The organism is Paraferrimonas sp. SM1919 (assembly GCF_010993985.1).
Lineage (GTDB): Bacteria > Pseudomonadota > Gammaproteobacteria > Enterobacterales > Shewanellaceae > SM1919.
The window spans coordinates 19,666-35,969 of the sequence record NZ_WINH01000016.1 but is presented as its reverse complement, the minus strand read 5'-3'; the positions used below and the strand labels follow the sequence as shown (position 1 = coordinate 35,969).

At 41.8% G+C, this 16,304-nt stretch carries 14 protein-coding genes; 6 read left to right on the top strand and 8 right to left on the bottom strand.

Annotated elements, in window-relative coordinates:
* Window positions 1-28: 28 nt before the first annotated feature.
* Both wecB and GFB48_RS10880 read left to right on the top strand, forming a co-directional pair.
* Entirely contained in the window at window positions 29-1,156 is a 1,128-nt protein-coding gene (gene wecB / locus GFB48_RS10885; protein WP_205597721.1) for a non-hydrolyzing UDP-N-acetylglucosamine 2-epimerase, read from the top strand.
* Window positions 1,153-2,223: a glycosyltransferase family 4 protein gene (locus tag GFB48_RS10880; protein WP_163935289.1), complete on the top strand. Its 1,071-nt coding sequence runs from the start codon at window positions 1,153-1,155 to the stop codon at window positions 2,221-2,223. The genes wecB and GFB48_RS10880 overlap by 4 nt, the downstream gene beginning before the upstream one ends.
* Here the strand turns inward: GFB48_RS10880 and GFB48_RS10875 are convergent, their stop codons facing one another.
* The 3 genes from GFB48_RS10875 to GFB48_RS10865 form a co-directional block, all read right to left on the bottom strand.
* Window positions 2,224-3,186 (bottom strand): hypothetical protein, encoded by a 963-nt coding sequence (locus tag GFB48_RS10875; protein ID WP_163935286.1) that lies wholly within the window; start codon window positions 3,184-3,186, stop codon window positions 2,224-2,226.
* Between the two features lie 190 nt (window positions 3,187-3,376).
* Window positions 3,377-4,435, bottom strand: a complete 1,059-nt coding sequence (locus GFB48_RS10870) for a glycosyltransferase family 9 protein (RefSeq protein WP_163935283.1) — start codon at window positions 4,433-4,435, stop codon at window positions 3,377-3,379.
* A gap of 30 nt (window positions 4,436-4,465) precedes the next feature.
* On the bottom strand, window positions 4,466-5,494 hold the full coding sequence (locus GFB48_RS10865; protein ID WP_163935280.1) for a glycosyltransferase family 9 protein: 1,029 nt from the start codon (window positions 5,492-5,494) through the stop codon (window positions 4,466-4,468).
* Between the two features lie 99 nt (window positions 5,495-5,593).
* On the opposite strand from GFB48_RS10865, the gene GFB48_RS10860 reads away from it, so the two are divergent.
* Window positions 5,594-6,352, top strand: a complete 759-nt coding sequence (locus GFB48_RS10860) for a 3-deoxy-D-manno-octulosonic acid kinase (RefSeq protein ID WP_163935277.1) — start codon at window positions 5,594-5,596, stop codon at window positions 6,350-6,352.
* Between the two features lie 4 nt (window positions 6,353-6,356).
* On the opposite strand, the gene waaA is transcribed toward GFB48_RS10860, so the two are convergent.
* On the bottom strand, window positions 6,357-7,622 hold the full coding sequence (gene waaA / locus GFB48_RS10855; RefSeq protein WP_163935273.1) for a lipid IV(A) 3-deoxy-D-manno-octulosonic acid transferase: 1,266 nt from the start codon (window positions 7,620-7,622) through the stop codon (window positions 6,357-6,359).
* Window positions 7,623-7,699: 77 nt separating this feature from the next.
* Between waaA and GFB48_RS10850 the strand changes: the two genes are divergently transcribed.
* Together GFB48_RS10850 and GFB48_RS10845 are read left to right on the top strand one after the other, a co-directional pair.
* Window positions 7,700-8,338: a TetR/AcrR family transcriptional regulator gene (locus GFB48_RS10850; protein ID WP_163935270.1), complete on the top strand. Its 639-nt coding sequence runs from the start codon at window positions 7,700-7,702 to the stop codon at window positions 8,336-8,338.
* Window positions 8,339-8,526: 188 nt separating this feature from the next.
* The gene (locus tag GFB48_RS10845; protein WP_163935267.1) at window positions 8,527-10,725 is read left to right on the top strand and encodes a TonB-dependent hemoglobin/transferrin/lactoferrin family receptor; all 2,199 of its coding nucleotides are present in this window, start codon (window positions 8,527-8,529) and stop codon (window positions 10,723-10,725) included.
* 526 nt (window positions 10,726-11,251) lie between these two features.
* Here GFB48_RS10845 and GFB48_RS10840 read toward each other — a convergent pair.
* The 3 genes from GFB48_RS10840 to GFB48_RS10830 form a co-directional block, all read right to left on the bottom strand.
* Window positions 11,252-11,728, bottom strand: coding sequence for a DUF4265 domain-containing protein (locus tag GFB48_RS10840; protein WP_163935263.1), 477 nt, complete (start codon window positions 11,726-11,728; stop codon window positions 11,252-11,254).
* 117 nt (window positions 11,729-11,845) lie between these two features.
* On the bottom strand, window positions 11,846-12,346 hold the full coding sequence (locus tag GFB48_RS10835) for a hypothetical protein (RefSeq protein WP_163935260.1): 501 nt from the start codon (window positions 12,344-12,346) through the stop codon (window positions 11,846-11,848).
* A 924-nt stretch (window positions 12,347-13,270) separates the two neighbouring features.
* Window positions 13,271-14,866, bottom strand: coding sequence for an ABC-F family ATPase (locus tag GFB48_RS10830; protein ID WP_163935257.1), 1,596 nt, complete (start codon window positions 14,864-14,866; stop codon window positions 13,271-13,273).
* A 230-nt stretch (window positions 14,867-15,096) separates the two neighbouring features.
* Between GFB48_RS10830 and GFB48_RS10825 the strand changes: the two genes are divergently transcribed.
* Entirely contained in the window at window positions 15,097-15,330 is a 234-nt protein-coding gene (locus tag GFB48_RS10825; protein ID WP_163935254.1) for a cell division protein ZapB, read from the top strand.
* A gap of 367 nt (window positions 15,331-15,697) precedes the next feature.
* On the opposite strand, the gene GFB48_RS10820 is transcribed toward GFB48_RS10825, so the two are convergent.
* A complete protein-coding gene (locus GFB48_RS10820) occupies window positions 15,698-16,303 on the bottom strand; it encodes a thiol:disulfide interchange protein DsbA/DsbL (protein WP_163935251.1) in 606 nt (201 codons plus the stop codon).
* Window position 16,304: the final 1 nt, after the last annotated feature.

Sequence of the window (16,304 nt, the reverse complement as noted above, 5' to 3'; positions counted from 1 at the left end):
CACAACTTTAAGGTAAAAAATTGTTTTTATGAAAGTTTTAACAGTTTTCGGCACTCGGCCAGAGGCCATTAAAATGGCACCATTCGTTCTTTCAATTACTGCGAATAGCAAGATTGAAGGCAAGGTGTGCGTAACTGCACAACATCGTGAAATGTTAGACCAGGTATTATCTATTTTTGATATCACCCCAGATTATGACCTTAATATTATGAAATCTGGGCAAGGACTTAACGATATAACCGCCAAAATACTATTAGGTCTCAAAGACGTTATCGAAGATTTTAAGCCCGACTATGTCGCTGTTCACGGTGACACTGCTACAACGTTTGCTGCATCGTTAGCTGCATATTATAATCAAGTTAAAGTTGTACACGTTGAAGCTGGTTTAAGAACAAATAATATCTATTCTCCCTGGCCAGAAGAGGGCAATAGAAAGCTGACAGCAGCCATTACAAACTTGCATTTTGCGCCCACAGAGACCTCAAAGCTTAATTTACTCCGAGAAGGCATTGAGCCTTCATCCATTATTGTGACAGGAAATACTGTTATTGACGCCTTGTTAATGGCTAAACGTAAAATAACTGAAGATCCACGCCTTAGAGACACACTCCAGCAAAAATTTTCATTTCTCAATAGTGCCAACAAAATCGTTTTAATTACCGGACACCGCAGAGAAAGTTTTGGTGATGGTTTTAAAAACATTTGCCAAGGCATCTTGCAGTTAGCGCAGCAATATAAAAATGTCGAATTTGTATATCCCGTGCATTTGAATCCCAATGTTAAAGGTCCCGTTGAAACTTATTTAAGTAGACAAGACAACATTCACTTGATTGAACCTTTAGACTACCTTCCTTTTGTCTATTTAATGGACCGTTCATATCTTATTTTAACGGATTCTGGCGGTATTCAAGAAGAGGCTCCCTCGCTCGGCAAACCCGTTCTGGTCATGAGGGAAACAACAGAGCGACCAGAGGCTGTAGAAGCAGGAACCGTCAAGCTAGTAGGCACCTCACAACATAGTATATTCAAAGAGGTCAGTAAATTACTCGATGATCCAAACCATTATGAAAAGATGAGTGTTGCACATAATCCTTATGGCGATGGGCATGCATGCACGCGTATTATTGATGCAATCCTAGAAGAGGCCTCGCTATGATCGTTTTTATAGCTGAATACCCTAACGAGCAAAATTCCCGAGAAGGGATGATGCAAAGAATATATGCCATTGATGAATTGGCTGCTGCAACTGACAGGATTTATCTAGATATTTCCTATAAGAGGCATATACATCAACAGGTGAATAGACCGAAACCAGGGGTTACGGTGTACAAACTCAACTTTTTTGTACACTACTTTAAAATTAAGTCACTAATCCAACAAGCAGATGTGGTCTACATTCACTCCTTATTTAATTATCGTTTTGTTTCACATCACCTTAAGGGAAAGCGCTCAATTCTGGATCTACATGGTATCGTTCCAGAAGAGTTTGAGTTGTCAGGAAAAAACTCAAAAGCTAAAGCCTTTACCGCTTATGAAAGCGATGCGTTAACGAAGGTAACAAACTTTGTTGCTGTAACTCATAATATGCTCAGACATTATCAAAAAAAATATCCATCTTTTGATATTGCCGCAGGTATTGTTGTGCCGATATTTGATGATGAAATACATACCACGACAGACAACACAAATAACCATTTAACCTTTACTTATGCTGGCGGACTTCATGCTTGGCAAAATATCCCCATGATGTGCGAGGCGATTCTTTTGTTAAAGGCGTGCCAACTAGAACAATTTAATAATTACCAATTTAATCTGTTCTTTCCTGAGCGTTCAAAGAAAAAATTCTTAAAACGTTATCCTGAAATCGCAGCTTTAAATAACGTAAACATTGCCAGCGTATCTAAAAATCAAGTGATTAATGAACTTAAATTGTCACATTATGGGTTCATTTTACGTGATGATATTGCCGTTAATAATGTAGCCTGCCCCACAAAGTTAATTGAGTATATAGAGTGTAATGTAGTGCCTATTACATTATCAAAAAATATAGGTGACTTTAATGATTATGGATACCAGCATGTATCAGTTGAAGATTTTATAAAAGGAGAGCTTCATCAGGATAAGCTAAATACTATTTGCTTACATAACAAGCAGCTACTTGAAAATATCAAAAATGATGCAAACATCGCTAAAAGTAAGCTTAAAGGGTGGCTGACCTTGTAGTCAGCCAGCTCTCATATCTTCTAATAGTGCTTTGATATCCAATGAATTAAAGTCAGATTCGAAACGTTGAATTCTCTCGATTCTTAGGGGAGGGTTTTTCTTGAACAGCAGATAAAGAAGCTTTTTAAAGCATAAAAGATCATACAAGAATAACTCTGCACGACAGTGCGCCCCCTTCAAGTGCTCTAAAACTTTTTGCATGCCCTGGCGATCGAAGCGAGCTAGGCCACCCGCATCCATAAACATTTGCTTAAACGCGAGTTGCTTCTCCATAGGAAGGTTTAAGTAACCTAAGTCTTTCTTAAGAAACTTTAAGTGAATATATGCAAGCCCATAATATTTCTTTTCAAGTTTACGCCCTTTAAACACAAAGTGCTCAAACTCAGGTCCTTGTTCAAAGTAGATATTTGAGCAGACAGGAAAATACATGTGATCACCAGTACCTACGATAGGGGCGTGCATTGGGATGCCGATTGTTTTATTGTCGTCATCAGCCACATTAATGCCAGAAAAGGTATAAAGTTTCTGCTTTCCTTCTGCAATATCTTTACGAACGGTGTTGATCAACGACGCTAGCGTTTCCTCTACTGGGTAATGGTCATCATCTAATTTGGTGGCCACACAATAATTAGCCTGAGACAAAGCATAGTTATAGTAATTTGCCATGCTATGAATGTCACTCATGTCAGCACTGGCGTGCTCCTCACTAAACAGCGGATAAACCTTGGGCTCATAGTGGAAGACCTTTACCTTATTAGGGTACTTATGTTGTAATCGCTTCAAAATAGTAACAGTATTATCACTGCAATCATTGTAGCAGGCGATGATTTCATCATAATATGGCAGATGCTTCTCGATCGTTAGCGCCAAAAAATCTTCCCCATTTTTAATGCGCATAATGCCACTAATGCCAGGTTTTCTAGGTCTATCTAATTCTGATAAATTAACAGTAAAACTACCCATGCGTTACCTAAATACATATTTGACTAGATGTGTAACAAAACGCCAATAGAGCAATTTGCCCATCTTCATTAATTTGAATGTGATGTAGCCTATGCTAATAATTGTGCAACCAATTTCTAAATTATAGTGCGGCTAATAGTTAAGTTTGCTTAATAGCCAAGTTTATTATATCTAGTATAAAAGCTATAGGTTACTTGTGCTGTTTGTTTGCCAATAGTGTGACTAAATCAGCCATAGCAAAGTCCAATCCATTTTGGGATTTACGCACATTTGAGTCGCTTTGAGCGAGCATATTTCCAGTTTGTTTAGCTATCTCAACCGCATTGCATAAACTGGCACGGGATAACCTGCGGTGGCAAACAGCCTCAACCCTTGGTCCTTGATCTTTGGCGACTTTAACTCCTAATGTGGGCACCCCTAAAGCCACCGACTGCAAGAAGGTGTCACCGCCACTTAACACTGCGCCGGCACTGTCACTTAAAAGGTTAATAAAGCTTTGGTTATCCAACGAACTAATGCAAATGATTTCATCATTTTGGGGCAGTTCATTAGGGTAATTGGCGCCGAATACCATCACGCATTTGTGTTTTGTTTGGGCGGTGGTTTGTTTGGCGGCTTGATAAAACACATCAGCGGCTAACGAGCCATCTGGCGCCAAATGACCACCACTGCCAGCATTGAAAATCAGATATTTGCCAGATTCTAAGCCATGCTTTTGTTGTAACTTTTGAGTTTGTTGTGGTTGTGGCTGAGCAAATACGGCACCAATGTTGGTTGGTTCTTTTAAGCCAAACAGCTTTAGTTTCAACCTTTGTAATGGGTGAATATCACCAATGACAAAATCTGGTTGTACTACCCAGTGTAAATGGGTATACCTCGCTCGGCTGATCTTCATACCTCTTGCTCGTTTGCGCTTATGCTGAGACAAAAAGATCACCTTAGCACCACTTAAATAGGCATGCTTCAGTTGAGCTTTACGACCAGAAGCATCAAAGAAGACGGCATCAGGCTTAAAAGCATCGACAATTTGATTAACTTCTTTTACATGCTTAGTCGGTGACTTTTCGGTAATTAGACTTGGGTAAGGGCAAGTGCTGGCATAGGGGGCCTGCTGTGATAGCACAAACTGGATTTGCGCATCTGGCCACTGTTGTTTAATGGCATCAGCAATAATCAGCGAGCGCATATATTCGCCGATGCCTTCTTTGGATGATACAGGCACAAATAAGAAACGTTTAGGCTCAGACATGGGGGCTTCCAATAGCAATATTTATTAATTTTAGTTGGTTATTTTGGCCATGGAATTGATCACTTGTTCACAACTGATTAATTCCATTAACTGCTCGCCTTTAGCACGTTTGCCCCACGGGATATCCGCTAGGGGCTGCCCGGTTTGTTGTTCGATACATTGCTGGTATACGCTGACCGTTAATTCTCGGTTTAAATAGGGGCCAGTTCTATCAGGGTTTGAGTGGGCATATAAGCCAATGGCTTTGGTGCCCTGAGTCACCGCCATATGCAATGGTCCGGTATCTGGGGCAATCACAGCTTTGGCTTGCTTTAAAACAGCCATTAACGTTAGCAGTGGCGTTTTACCTACTAGATTGACAGGCTTTTGTTGGCAGTGACTGATGATGTCTGTCGCTAATTGCTTTTCAAGTTCAGTAGGGGCACCACAGATATAGACTTGGTAACCGTTGGCACTGGCATGGTCGCAAACTTGCGCATAACGCTCTGGCAACCAATTACGCTCAGCCTTGCTGGCAGCAGGACAAATCACTAGCGCGGGTTTTTCTGAGTTAAGTAATTGTTTAGCCTGTAGCAGATTATCTTCTGGAATAGGCAAGTCCCAGCCATCAAATTGAATATTAGGGTTGTGGCAAAGTCGCCTTACAAAGGCTAAAAAGCCATCGAGAACGTGGGGCTTGATTGGGTTATCAATGGTCTCATTAATCACCAGAGAATGGCCTTCTTTGGCGAGCTCTTTATTAAAGCCAATTCTGCGCTTGGCGCGAATACCTAAACTGGCGATATTGGCACGTAAAGCCACCTGCATAAGCAGCAGCGCATCAAATTTACGGCCTTTTAGGGTGCGCCATAAATCAAAATAAGCTTTGTTACCTCTGCTCTTATCAAAAATAATGAACTCAACCCCTTCAATATGTCGTACGAGTTGATATTCAATTTTGCCAATAATCCAAGTAATACTGGCATTGGGTTTATTCGCTTTTAGCGCTTTGATCATAGCTGCAGCGTGGCAAATATCACCAATGGCTGACAACCTAAATAAGCAGATGGATTCTTTCATAATAAAAGCTTGCAGAAATTTGTTGGTTATTATCCATAAACCGCCATCTAAAGGCTAATGAAACTTACCCATCAAGGCATCTGAATTTAAATAGTTTTTATGCCACGGCTACAAAATAGTAAGAAATTAGTTAGAATAGTCTCTTTAGGCAATAAAGACATTCCAGTGCAAGCTATTAAAATTAAACGTTCAACACTCGCACCTGTGCAATTGAATCAATCTTGGTTTAAGCCACAATTTTGGCAGCAACAGGGCAAAGTAGTTGGCCATTCATCTGGGCGTTCTCAGGCATTTTTTATCGAGCATGGAGAGCAGCAATGGGTGTTGCGTCATTACTATCGTGGTGGCTTAATGGAAAAATTCAGTAAAGATAAGTACTTGTTTACAGGTTTCGAGAGCTCTCGTGCGCTGGCTGAATTTACCATGCTAGAACAAATGTACCAATTAGGTTTACCGGTACCTGAGCCTGTGGCGGCGATGAGTATTCGAAATGGCCTATGGGTAACAGGTGACATTATTATTAAGAGAATTGCCGATACTCAAGATATGTTAGCCTGGTGTGAGCAAGGACCAGTGGCGGCTTCGACATGGCATTTGTTGGGGAAAACCATTGCTCAGTTTCATCAACAATTAGTTTTTCATAGTGACTTAAATATTAAAAATATTTTATTCGATGGTGAGCAGATATATTTAATCGATTTTGATAACTGCCACTTTAAAGCTAAACCGGGGGCTTGGCAGCAAACGAATTTAGACAGACTTTTGCGTTCATTACGCAAACAAAAAGCCAAATTACCTTTGTTTCACTGGCAAGAGTCAGATTGGCAACACTTATTAGCGGGTTACCAATCTATTTAAGGGATTAGCCCGCAGCGGTGGTTAATGCCGGTAACAAAGCATCAAATTGCTTTTGGCTAGCGCCTTGATTACGGGCAACCACTTCCATCGCTTGCAAGCCTCGGCTTTGTCTTAGTTGCTGGTCTTCAAAGTTTGATAACAACCAGTGTTCGAAACTATCCACATATGGACATACCTGAAGCCCACCAGTTTGCTCGAGTTGTTCAACGATATCTAGAAAATCATGATGGTATGGGCCAACACTGACAGGGATCCCAAAAGCGGCCGGTTCGAGAGGGTTGTGGCCACCATTGTTGATTAAGCTTCCTCCCACAAACGCAGCTTGGGCAATTCCATAAAATCCCATTAGCTCACCCATGCTATCCCCAAGGATAACATTTACGTCATTAGGTAATTTCGCGGTTACTGAGCGGCTAGTATAGGTTAAACCTGAGGCGATAATATCCAGCTGTGCTTCTGAGAAAGCCTCTGGATGCCTAGGGCATAAAATTAATAAAACGTTGGGCTGAGTTTCTAAAAGCTTTTTATGGGCTTTTAGCATAGATTTAAACTCGCCCGGATGAACACTGCCTGCAACCCAAACAGGGCGATTTAAATTGGCCTTGAGAATTTTAGTTAGCGCAGCTTGATGTTTATTGGGGCTAATATCGAATTTAATGCTGCCACAGCTATGGCACTTTTGCGGGTCTGCACCTAAATTAACAAAGCGTTTTACTTCAGTGTCAGTTTGCACCAATAGTAAATCGACTTTTTTCAGCATATTCGCGGTTAACCGGGAAAACTTTTGATATTGATGAAACGATTTCTCAGATAGGCGGCCATTGGCTAAGGCAACATGACAACCATTTGTTTTTAGTTGATGGATCAAGTTGGGCCACAATTCAGTTTCCATAATGATACAAGCTTTCGGTTTTACTTGTTTCACAAAACGTTTAACACACCAATTGACATCAAAGGGTAAGTAACAGTGCTGAACTTTGTCACCTAATTGACTTTGGATCAAGCTTGATGCGGTAGGTGATGAACAAGTAAATGTGACTGACAGCTGCGGAAAATGATGGTTTATTTTTTCCAATAACTTAAATGCTGCTTGAGCTTCCCCCATAGAAACAGCATGAATCAGTAAATCGGTTTGTTGAAGCTTTTTGAGTCCAAAACGTTCTGATTTACGCTTATTGTAAGCGTGGTCTTTTTTAGAACGTGACCGCAAATACACTAATAACAAGGGAGTTAAGATAAATAGGAGGGTGCTGTATACTATCCGCGCCATGGGTAAAGCTTTATTGGTATCATTTGTTGCTAATGTTAACATAGCTTTGCATAAAGAATCATCATGGAAAGTGATAAGTGAAGACTCGAGATAAAATTATTTTAAAATCATTAGCATTGTTTAATGAATTAGGCGAGCGAAATGTAACAACCAATCACATAGCCTCTGCCCTAGAAATGAGCCCAGGTAATCTTTACTATCATTTTTCTAATAAGCAAGAGATCATTCTGGCTATCTTTGAAGGTTATCAAAATTCTCTGCAGCAACATTTCTTAACGCCGTCGACTAAGAATTATGAGATTGGCGCTTTAAGGAGTGATTTTCAGTTAATGTTCCATGCGGTTTGGGATTATCGCTTTTTATACTTCAACCTAACTGAGCTGCTAAGCCAATATGATGAGCTTAAAGTTGCATACCAGAGCCTACAAAATGAGTTAGTGGAACGAGCCATTAAAATGGTAAAGGACTTAGTGCGCCAAGAAAAGCTGAGGTTAAATGAAACCGAAGCATTTGAACTTGCTGATACCAGTCGCATGCTGGTGGCATTTTGGCTCAACTACAAGTTATCTCAAGCCAATACTTCAGAACCCCAGCAGGCGTGGGTTTACCAAGGGGTCGAAAAAGTGATTAAGTTGTTCCAGTTGCATGCGGTCGGTGATGCCAAAGCAGAGTTTAAACAGCTGGCACAGCACTTTAATCATCTGGCTATGGATTAGCTTATGTAAACTCATAAACCAAAGGCCTCATTTTTACACCTAACTGCTTGTTTAAATAACATCAATTGCTACTGTGGCCAGTTCAAACACAGTGAGCTATCTTTATCTCAGATTTAGCTGTCTCTGCTATTGTTATTCTGAGCAATTTATTTTTTAGGTTATCCATGATGAAGTTTAGGCTTTTTAGTATGTTATCTGCATTCGTTGCCAGTCCTTGGGGGCTTGCACAAAACACCGAGCAGCAAGACCAAACTGAACCTAAAAAAGCCTTTGATGTGATTGTGGTAACGGGCACCCGTGGTGACCAAGCTTTGCGTGATGTTGCTGCCAGTATCTCGGCAATTAATTCTCAGCAACTCGAAAAGCAGATGGCACAAACCCTTGCTGATGCGGTTAAGTATGAGCCAGGGGTGATGACTAATGGCCGAGGTCGCTTTGGTACCCGTAACTTTAATGTTCGTGGGATGGAAGGCAATCGGGTTAAATTGATGGTCGATGGTGTCGAGCAGCCGAATGCCTATAACCCAGGTGCCGATGTGATGAACAAAGGCGCCAATGTCTATGAGATTGACACCCTCACTGCCATGGAAGTTAATAAAGGGCCTTCTTCTAGTCTATTTGGTAGTGATGCCCTTGGCGCTACGGTGATGCTAAAAACCAAAGATCCACAAGATGTGATCAAGGCAGGCCAAGATTATGCGATTAACCTAAAAACCGGTTATTCAGGGGTAAATAATGGCTTTAAGCAAACCTTAGAATTAGCCAAATCCGCCGACATCTGGGAAGGTTTGATGATCTATACCCTGCGTAATGGCCATGAAACCAAAACCCATTCCAGTGGCAAAGACATTAACGGCCCAGCCCGAGGCCAGGCGGATCCATTGCATTTTAGAAGCCATAATTTCTTAATTAAAAACTATTGGCATATTAATGATGATCACCGTTTGGGTTTGATCAATGAGTTCCACTGGAAAGATTTAAGCATTACCCAGCTGTCTAAAGAAGGGGAAAGCTGGTTCCCAGGGTTAACCTATACTAACGCCCGCGGTGAAGATCGCGACAGCCGCGCTAGAGTAGGCTTAAACCACCGCTGGTACAGCAATAGCGACATGTTCGACAAGCTGTTTTGGCAGTTGTCCTACCAAGCCAGCCGCAGTGAGCACAACTCCTATGATAAAACTGAGCTACTCGGTAATCGCAACCGTGAGCGTAATGGTGATGACTCTAGCCTGCAGTTTGAATTACAACTCGATAAAGAACTGAACTTTGACTATGGTCGCCATCAGCTGACTTACGGGGCGAACTACATCCGTAAAAGCTTCGACTTAGATTACAAAAACCATGACTTTGACAGTGGCACCGTCGATGTGGTGAATCCAGAAACCCCTGCCGCAGAGTCAGAAAAGCGCGCCCTATTTTTACAGGACAACATGTTCTTTTTAGATGACGATTTAGTGGTGACCGCTGGGGTTCGTTATGACCAATATATTGCCCGCCCTAAAGGCAATAACCAATTAAAAGATCACCGCAGTAATGCCTTTACTACCCGTTTAGGCGGGGTATATCACTACAATGAAAACTGGAGTAACTTCTTCCAATATTCAGAAGGTTTCCGCTCGCCAGATTTAAACGAGCTGTACTACAACATTGAGGGGGCTGACTGGGAAGTGATAGCAAACCCAGAGCTAAAGCCTGAGCAAAGCCGCACCTACGAGTTTGGTCTACGCCATGAACAAGCAGCGGCACACTTTGAAGTGTCTGCTTACTACAACGATTACCATAACTTTATTGAAATGATCGTTGATAGAACCGATCCAGATTACCCGAATGGCATTTTTACTAACCGTAATATTGCCAAGGCTGAGATCTATGGGGCTGAATTTAAAGGCCAACTCGATTTAGCCAAGTCTGTGGGCTTACCTAAGGGCAGTTACTCACGCCTAAGCGTGTCTTATTCTAAGGGTAACAATCAGCGTACCGGTGAAGAGCTGCATTCCATTGCCCCTATGTCAGCGGTATTTGGCTTAGGTTACGACAACGAAGCACAAACCTGGGGCATGGCGATGAACCTAACCATGGCAGCCAGTACCGACTACCGTGGCTGGGAAAACGACGTGAAGCCACCTAAGGCCTATGATCTGCTAGAAAGTCGTGACAGCAATGAATCGGCCCCCCCTGCCAATGCCCCCGGCTATGCGGTGATGGACATTACCACCTACTTTTCGCCAATGAAGGACATGACCATTCGCGCTGGGGTTTATAACCTGTTCGATACCAAATACTGGTATTTCCAAGATATTCGCGGTTTTGAACAAGGCGCTGAAGAACTGGATCGCTTTACCCAACCAGGGCGTCATTTTTCTATTGAGTTGGGTTATAAGTTCTAATTATAGGACTTCGTCCTATGACCTGTTTGTTATCGTGGTGACGGTGGCACTGGTTACTTTGCTGTTCTGATTTAGTGGTTGGTTTTTATAAGGTGTAGCTGTTTGATTTCTTATTAAGCTGCGCTTGGCTTTTCTAGTATATCCACGGACTTGTCGGGGTGCCGACAGCACCCAGAAGGGAAAACCAGTTTTCCCCTCTGGACTCCCCTCCTGCCCCCGCAATCTGCTTCGTCTTAATTTTTCACTCGTTAATAGTCGAGTACGAACTGATTCGGCGTCCTGCCTCCAACAGTTCTTACTAGGCATCCATGCCTAGCAACTCTATTAACTCAATCAAATTAAGCGCAGAATGAAGGGGTGAATTGAGTAGCGGTTCGTTATCAATAGTGGCTCAGCCTAACTCAGTTTTGGACAAAAATGATTTACGATTTGAGAGGTAACGCCTTGCTAATGGGCGCATAAATGCTTGGCTAAAATTAGCGACGAAGGAGCGCAAGCCAAGCGTTTTGCGGCCTATCCTTATTTGTTAGGCATCGTCATTCGGCTCAGCATCGAAGGATCCTGGAATTTGCTCGTCACATGTTTCATAAGCAAAAATATCTTCCGCATCCCAGATATCAAACTTTTTGATTACATCTAAATAGCAAGCAGATTTACGAACATTGACAGTTAAGTATGTTTCATCCCATCTTTCCAATGAACAATCCAAATCGCGAATTTTTTCAATATAAAAATCTTGTTTATCTCTATCAATTGATTTGTCAAAAATAATTCTGAGAGTGCGGTTACCGCTTCTTGCTATGACATTTTCAATTTCCAATATGCCGTTATCGTCCTCAAAAGCTTTTACTTCATCATTGAAGTTTAACGAGTACGAAAAGAATGGAACGTTTTCAAGCCGATAAATATTATTCCCTAGCGGCTCTGCCCACATAGACTCGCCACCAATCATCCAGTGATTGGGTAAAGATACGTGAACTTTAACTAATCCTTCGTTTCTCATTTAGATGCCTAACGCCTTGCTCACCTGCACATATTGGGGAGAGCGTTTTTGTGTATTATGGAGCGCAGCGACACACAAAAACGAGCGTAGCAATATGTGTCAGCGTGCAGCAACTTGTTAGAAATCATAACCACGGTCCTGCAAAAATTCTAATAAATAGCCATGACCGCCCAAATATGAAGACAACCGAATTACATTCCCGCTCTTGAATTTGAGCACATACCAATAACACCAGCCATTAAAATTTACTGATTCAAGATCATCCCATTTCTCGCTTTTCTTGCCAGACCAAGGAGTTGAAAAGAGAATCGTAGTATCATCGTAAGTGCCTTTTACAAAGAACCCTTCAGCCATGGTATAAATAGCACCGACGCCAAAGCCTATGGTTAAACCAATAAGAGCTGTTGTTTCTCCAGGTTTCTCTACCTGATAATTTCCAGTTATTAATACAACAAATGGAACTACCGAAAACAACAAACAGACCAAGCCCAAGCCCTTTATAAATAGCCCGAACTTTAATTCACCTTCTTGCGCAGCGAAGGTAGCTCTTTTTGTAAAGTACGTAATCACAAAAACTGTTATTGCGCCCGTGATTAAGCCCTGCCAATTGATGTCCATGCTAATCCTGATTGATTTCTAACAGCTTATTAAGCGGAAGCTCGATAATCTTCCGCACAAAATTTAACTTACAAATACTATGTCACTTTAACTTGTTGAAATAAAGTACAAATTTACAGCGAAGATTGGAAAAACTAAAAATCACACCCGGCAAAACAAGCCTGTTGATGTAGGGTTTCCCTACATACCTTGGCTACTTTTAAGTTAATCAATAACTTAGTTAAATATTGGAAGATTATCGAGCCTTCCAAAAGCTTATTTAGGCTATGTTTGCCACCAATTAATCTGCGGAACAGTAATAACTGTGGAAATGTTCACCTGTTAGTAATAGACAATTTGTCTTTATTCGATGTGCTCATAACTCATCCCTCGAAGGGCGAAGCCCGCTCTCGTTGCTCGATACTCGTAACTCGGAATGGGGCAAAAGCGTGTTTGAGTATCGGCTTTGAAACCGTATTGTTACTCAAATTCCCCTCTGACTTTGCGAAGAATTTGATTGAGAAATAGCTGTTCAGGCCATGGATGGCCTGTAAGGCTAGTTAGAGCCAAGGATGGCGAATATAGCCGTCAGCGTAATGACGAATGAAAAATTCTGGTTAAGCAAAGTAAGGGGCGGCTCAGGGGGTGTCGGGGACAAAATTGTCAGGAACAATTTTGTGCTGCTTTAGCAGACCCGGAGGGCGTAAGGCAGGGATGCCTGAAGTATTAAGCTGTTGTTTTCCCCTGACGTGCCGTCGCCACCGCGACTCCCAGCTCGAAAAGCCAAGCGCAGCTTTAAAAAGAAACCGATATCGGTATCCCGAAATAAAATAATGAAAACCACACCAGCTAAGCGCAGCTTAAAAAGAAAACAAAAAAAGGGTATGGAGCGCAGCTCCATACCCTTAACAACAAGGTCAATAGGATGAAATCCTATTAAAAAATCTACCCTTCGATGCCCTGTGAAGCCAACAGCTCCGCATAAGTACCGTGGAAATCATTTAACTTATTATCTTTTACTTCAATTACACGCTTGGCAATTGACGATACAAACTCACGGTCGTGGGAAACAAAGATAATGGTGCCTTCAAAGTTCTCTAACGCTAAGTTGATCGATTCAATCGATTCCATGTCTAAGTGGTTCGTCGGCTCATCCATAATTAACACGTTGGTTTTGTGCATCATTAGCTTGCCGAATAACAGGCGGCCTTGCTCACCACCCGAACACACCTTAACTGACTTTTTAATGGCATCATGGTTGAACAGTAAGCGACCTAGGATAGCGCGTACCGCTTGGTCGTCATCACCTTCTTGACGCCATTGGCTCATCCAGTCAAATAGGTTCATGTCTTGCTCAAACTCGTGGGCATGATCCTGAGCGTAGTAACCTAGGGTGGCGTTTTCAGACCATTTGATCATGCCTGAATTAGGGGTTAATTCACCCATTAGACATTTTAGAATGGTCGTCTTACCGACACCGTTTTCACCGATGATAGCCACACGGTCACCCGCTTCAATCATAAAATTAGACGCCGCAAATAATGATTCACCATCGAAGCCGTGGCTGAAGTTCTCTACTTCTAGGGCTAAACGGTGCAGCTTCTTCTCTTGGGTAAAGCGAATGTATGGGCTAACACGGCTTGAAGGCTTCATGTCTTCCACTTTGATCTTCTCAATCAGCTTCTGACGAGAGGTCGCCTGACGCGCTTTAGAAGCGTTGGCAGAGAAGCGGCTAACAAAGTTTTGTAGCTCAGCAATTTGCGCTTTTTTAGCGGCATTTTCAGCTTGTAGCTTCTCGCGAGCTTGGGTTGATGCACTCATAAAGTCATCATAGTTACCTGGGTAAACCTTTAACTCGCCGTAATCAATATCCGCCATATGGGTACATACTGAGTTTAAGAAGTGACGGTCGTGGGAAATGATAACCATGGTGCTCTTACGGTCGTTGATGACGCCTTCCAACCAACGGATGGTGTTAATGTCCAAGTTGTTGGTCGGTTCGTCCAGTAGTAATACATCTGGATCAGAAAATAGCGCCTGCGCCAATAGTACACGCAGTTTCCAACCTGGGGCGATCTCGCTCATTGGGCCGTAGTGCTGCTCGGTAGGAATACCTACAGAAAGTAACAGTTCGCCTGCTTTTGAATCGGCACTGTAGCCATCCATTTCGGCAAATTCAGTCTCCAGGTCGGCCACCTTCATGCCGTCTTCTTCGCTCATTTCTGGCAAAGAATAAATACGATCACGCTCTTCCTTCACTGCCCAAAGCTCTTTATGGCCCATAATTACAGTGTCAATTACGGAAAATTCTTCATAGGCAAACTGATCCTGATTTAGTTTACCAACACGGGTATTGGGCGGCACAGAAACATTACCAGCGGTAGGCTCTAGGGTACCATCTAGGATTTTCATAAATGTGGATTTACCACAACCGTTGGCTCCAATTAAGCCATAGCGATTGCCGCCACCAAATTTAACTGAAACATTTTCGAATAATGGCTTAGAGCCAAATTGCATGGTGATATTAGATGCTGTAATCAAGGGACGATCCTACTTATGGAATGAGCAGCGTGATTGCTGATAAACCGGCGCACTATACATTTTTTCGCCATTGCTTTCAAAGATTAGCCTATTTTTTATGATTTATGTGGCAACAAGGACTAACTGAGGTGTTTTTAATCTTTTAAATGACAATTTATACCATTTTATTCTTTGAAGTATTGATTTCCCTGATACAATCAATAAGTTAGTGTTTACTAAGGAATAGCATTATGAGTTTAGAGTTATTAAGTCAACTAGAAACGAAAATCCAAGCAGCATTAGATACCATTGAGTTACAAAAAATGGAGCTTGAGGAAGAACGACGACAAAACGAGCAGTTACGCTTACAGAACCAAGCTTTACAAACAGAATCACAAACCATTAATGCCGAGTTGCAACAATTTAAGGATTCTATTGGCTTGTTAGTTACTCGTATGAACGAAGAAGTCAAAGACGCATTATAGCGAATAAAAAAGTAAGCAAATGCCTGTCTGTTATACAAAAATCCCTAAGCCACTGCTTAGGGATTTTTTTTGAAAGTTTTTTGGAATGCCATGACTTATCGTGGCCCAGTCCTTTGGGTATAACAACCAATCGGCAAAGCTGACCTTAATGACCCAAGACCTACTCAAAGGCTGCTCGCTTTAGCCGCTTGCAGTTTCAAAACTCATTATTGCTGCTGAGATGGAGGGCTTACAGAAGTATCGCAATACCAGGGATCGGGAAAGACAGTAAACGAACCGAGTGCAATTCAATCAAAATGTTATGGCAAGGATGGTTTAGGTCACAAACCATCCTTGAAGGTAAGCAGTTGGCTAAGTATTGAGAAAATTATTTTTTAGTGGTCAAGTACTGAATAATTTCATGTATTTCATCCCAGCTCTTGGCGCCAGAATTCAATACTTTATACTTGCCGTTTACAACGAAGCTTGGTACGCCGGTTAAACGGGCTTGTTTTTGAGCTAGTTGCATTTGACGAAGACCTTGGTCAACCATGAATGAATTGTAGGCACCATCAAAAGTCTTAGCATCGACACCAACTTCTGCAAATAAAGCTTTAATGTCATTAACGCTATTAAAAGGCTTACGTTGAATGTGAATATCTTGGAAAAACTTCTTTTTAAAGTCTTTTTCTACATTAGTCAGGCGGGCGACTAATAAAGCTTTGGTGGCCTCAACCCCCATGTTGCCACGAATGAAATCTACATGGCTTTGCTCAAATTTAACATTCTGGCCTAACTTGCTTTTTAGTTTTGGTAACTGGCCAGTTTCAAAACTGAAACAATGGCCGCAGTAAAAAGAGAAAAACTCTTTAACTTCTGGCGTCTTGGTGGCGGCTGTAGGCAGTACTTCATAATGCACACCTTCTTTAAATTGCGCTAAAGCAGCTGCTGGAGTAAGCAATATCGCAAGAGCAATAGCAAAAAACTTTTTCATC

Coding starts and splice junctions, on each gene's coding strand:
- wecB (WP_205597721.1), top strand. CDS start 29: ATGAAAGTTTTAACAGTTTTCGGCACTCGGCCAGAGGCCATTAAAATG.
- GFB48_RS10880 (WP_163935289.1), top strand. CDS start 1,153: ATGATCGTTTTTATAGCTGAATACCCTAACGAGCAAAATTCCCGAGAA.
- GFB48_RS10875 (WP_163935286.1), bottom strand. CDS start 3,186: ATGGGTAGTTTTACTGTTAATTTATCAGAATTAGATAGACCTAGAAAA.
- GFB48_RS10870 (WP_163935283.1), bottom strand. CDS start 4,435: ATGTCTGAGCCTAAACGTTTCTTATTTGTGCCTGTATCATCCAAAGAA.
- GFB48_RS10865 (WP_163935280.1), bottom strand. CDS start 5,494: ATGAAAGAATCCATCTGCTTATTTAGGTTGTCAGCCATTGGTGATATT.
- GFB48_RS10860 (WP_163935277.1), top strand. CDS start 5,594: ATGCCACGGCTACAAAATAGTAAGAAATTAGTTAGAATAGTCTCTTTA.
- waaA (WP_163935273.1), bottom strand. CDS start 7,622: ATGGCGCGGATAGTATACAGCACCCTCCTATTTATCTTAACTCCCTTG.
- GFB48_RS10845 (WP_163935267.1), top strand. CDS start 8,527: ATGTTATCTGCATTCGTTGCCAGTCCTTGGGGGCTTGCACAAAACACC.
- GFB48_RS10840 (WP_163935263.1), bottom strand. CDS start 11,728: ATGAGAAACGAAGGATTAGTTAAAGTTCACGTATCTTTACCCAATCAC.
- GFB48_RS10835 (WP_163935260.1), bottom strand. CDS start 12,346: ATGGACATCAATTGGCAGGGCTTAATCACGGGCGCAATAACAGTTTTT.
- GFB48_RS10825 (WP_163935254.1), top strand. CDS start 15,097: ATGAGTTTAGAGTTATTAAGTCAACTAGAAACGAAAATCCAAGCAGCA.
- GFB48_RS10820 (WP_163935251.1), bottom strand. CDS start 16,303: ATGAAAAAGTTTTTTGCTATTGCTCTTGCGATATTGCTTACTCCAGCA.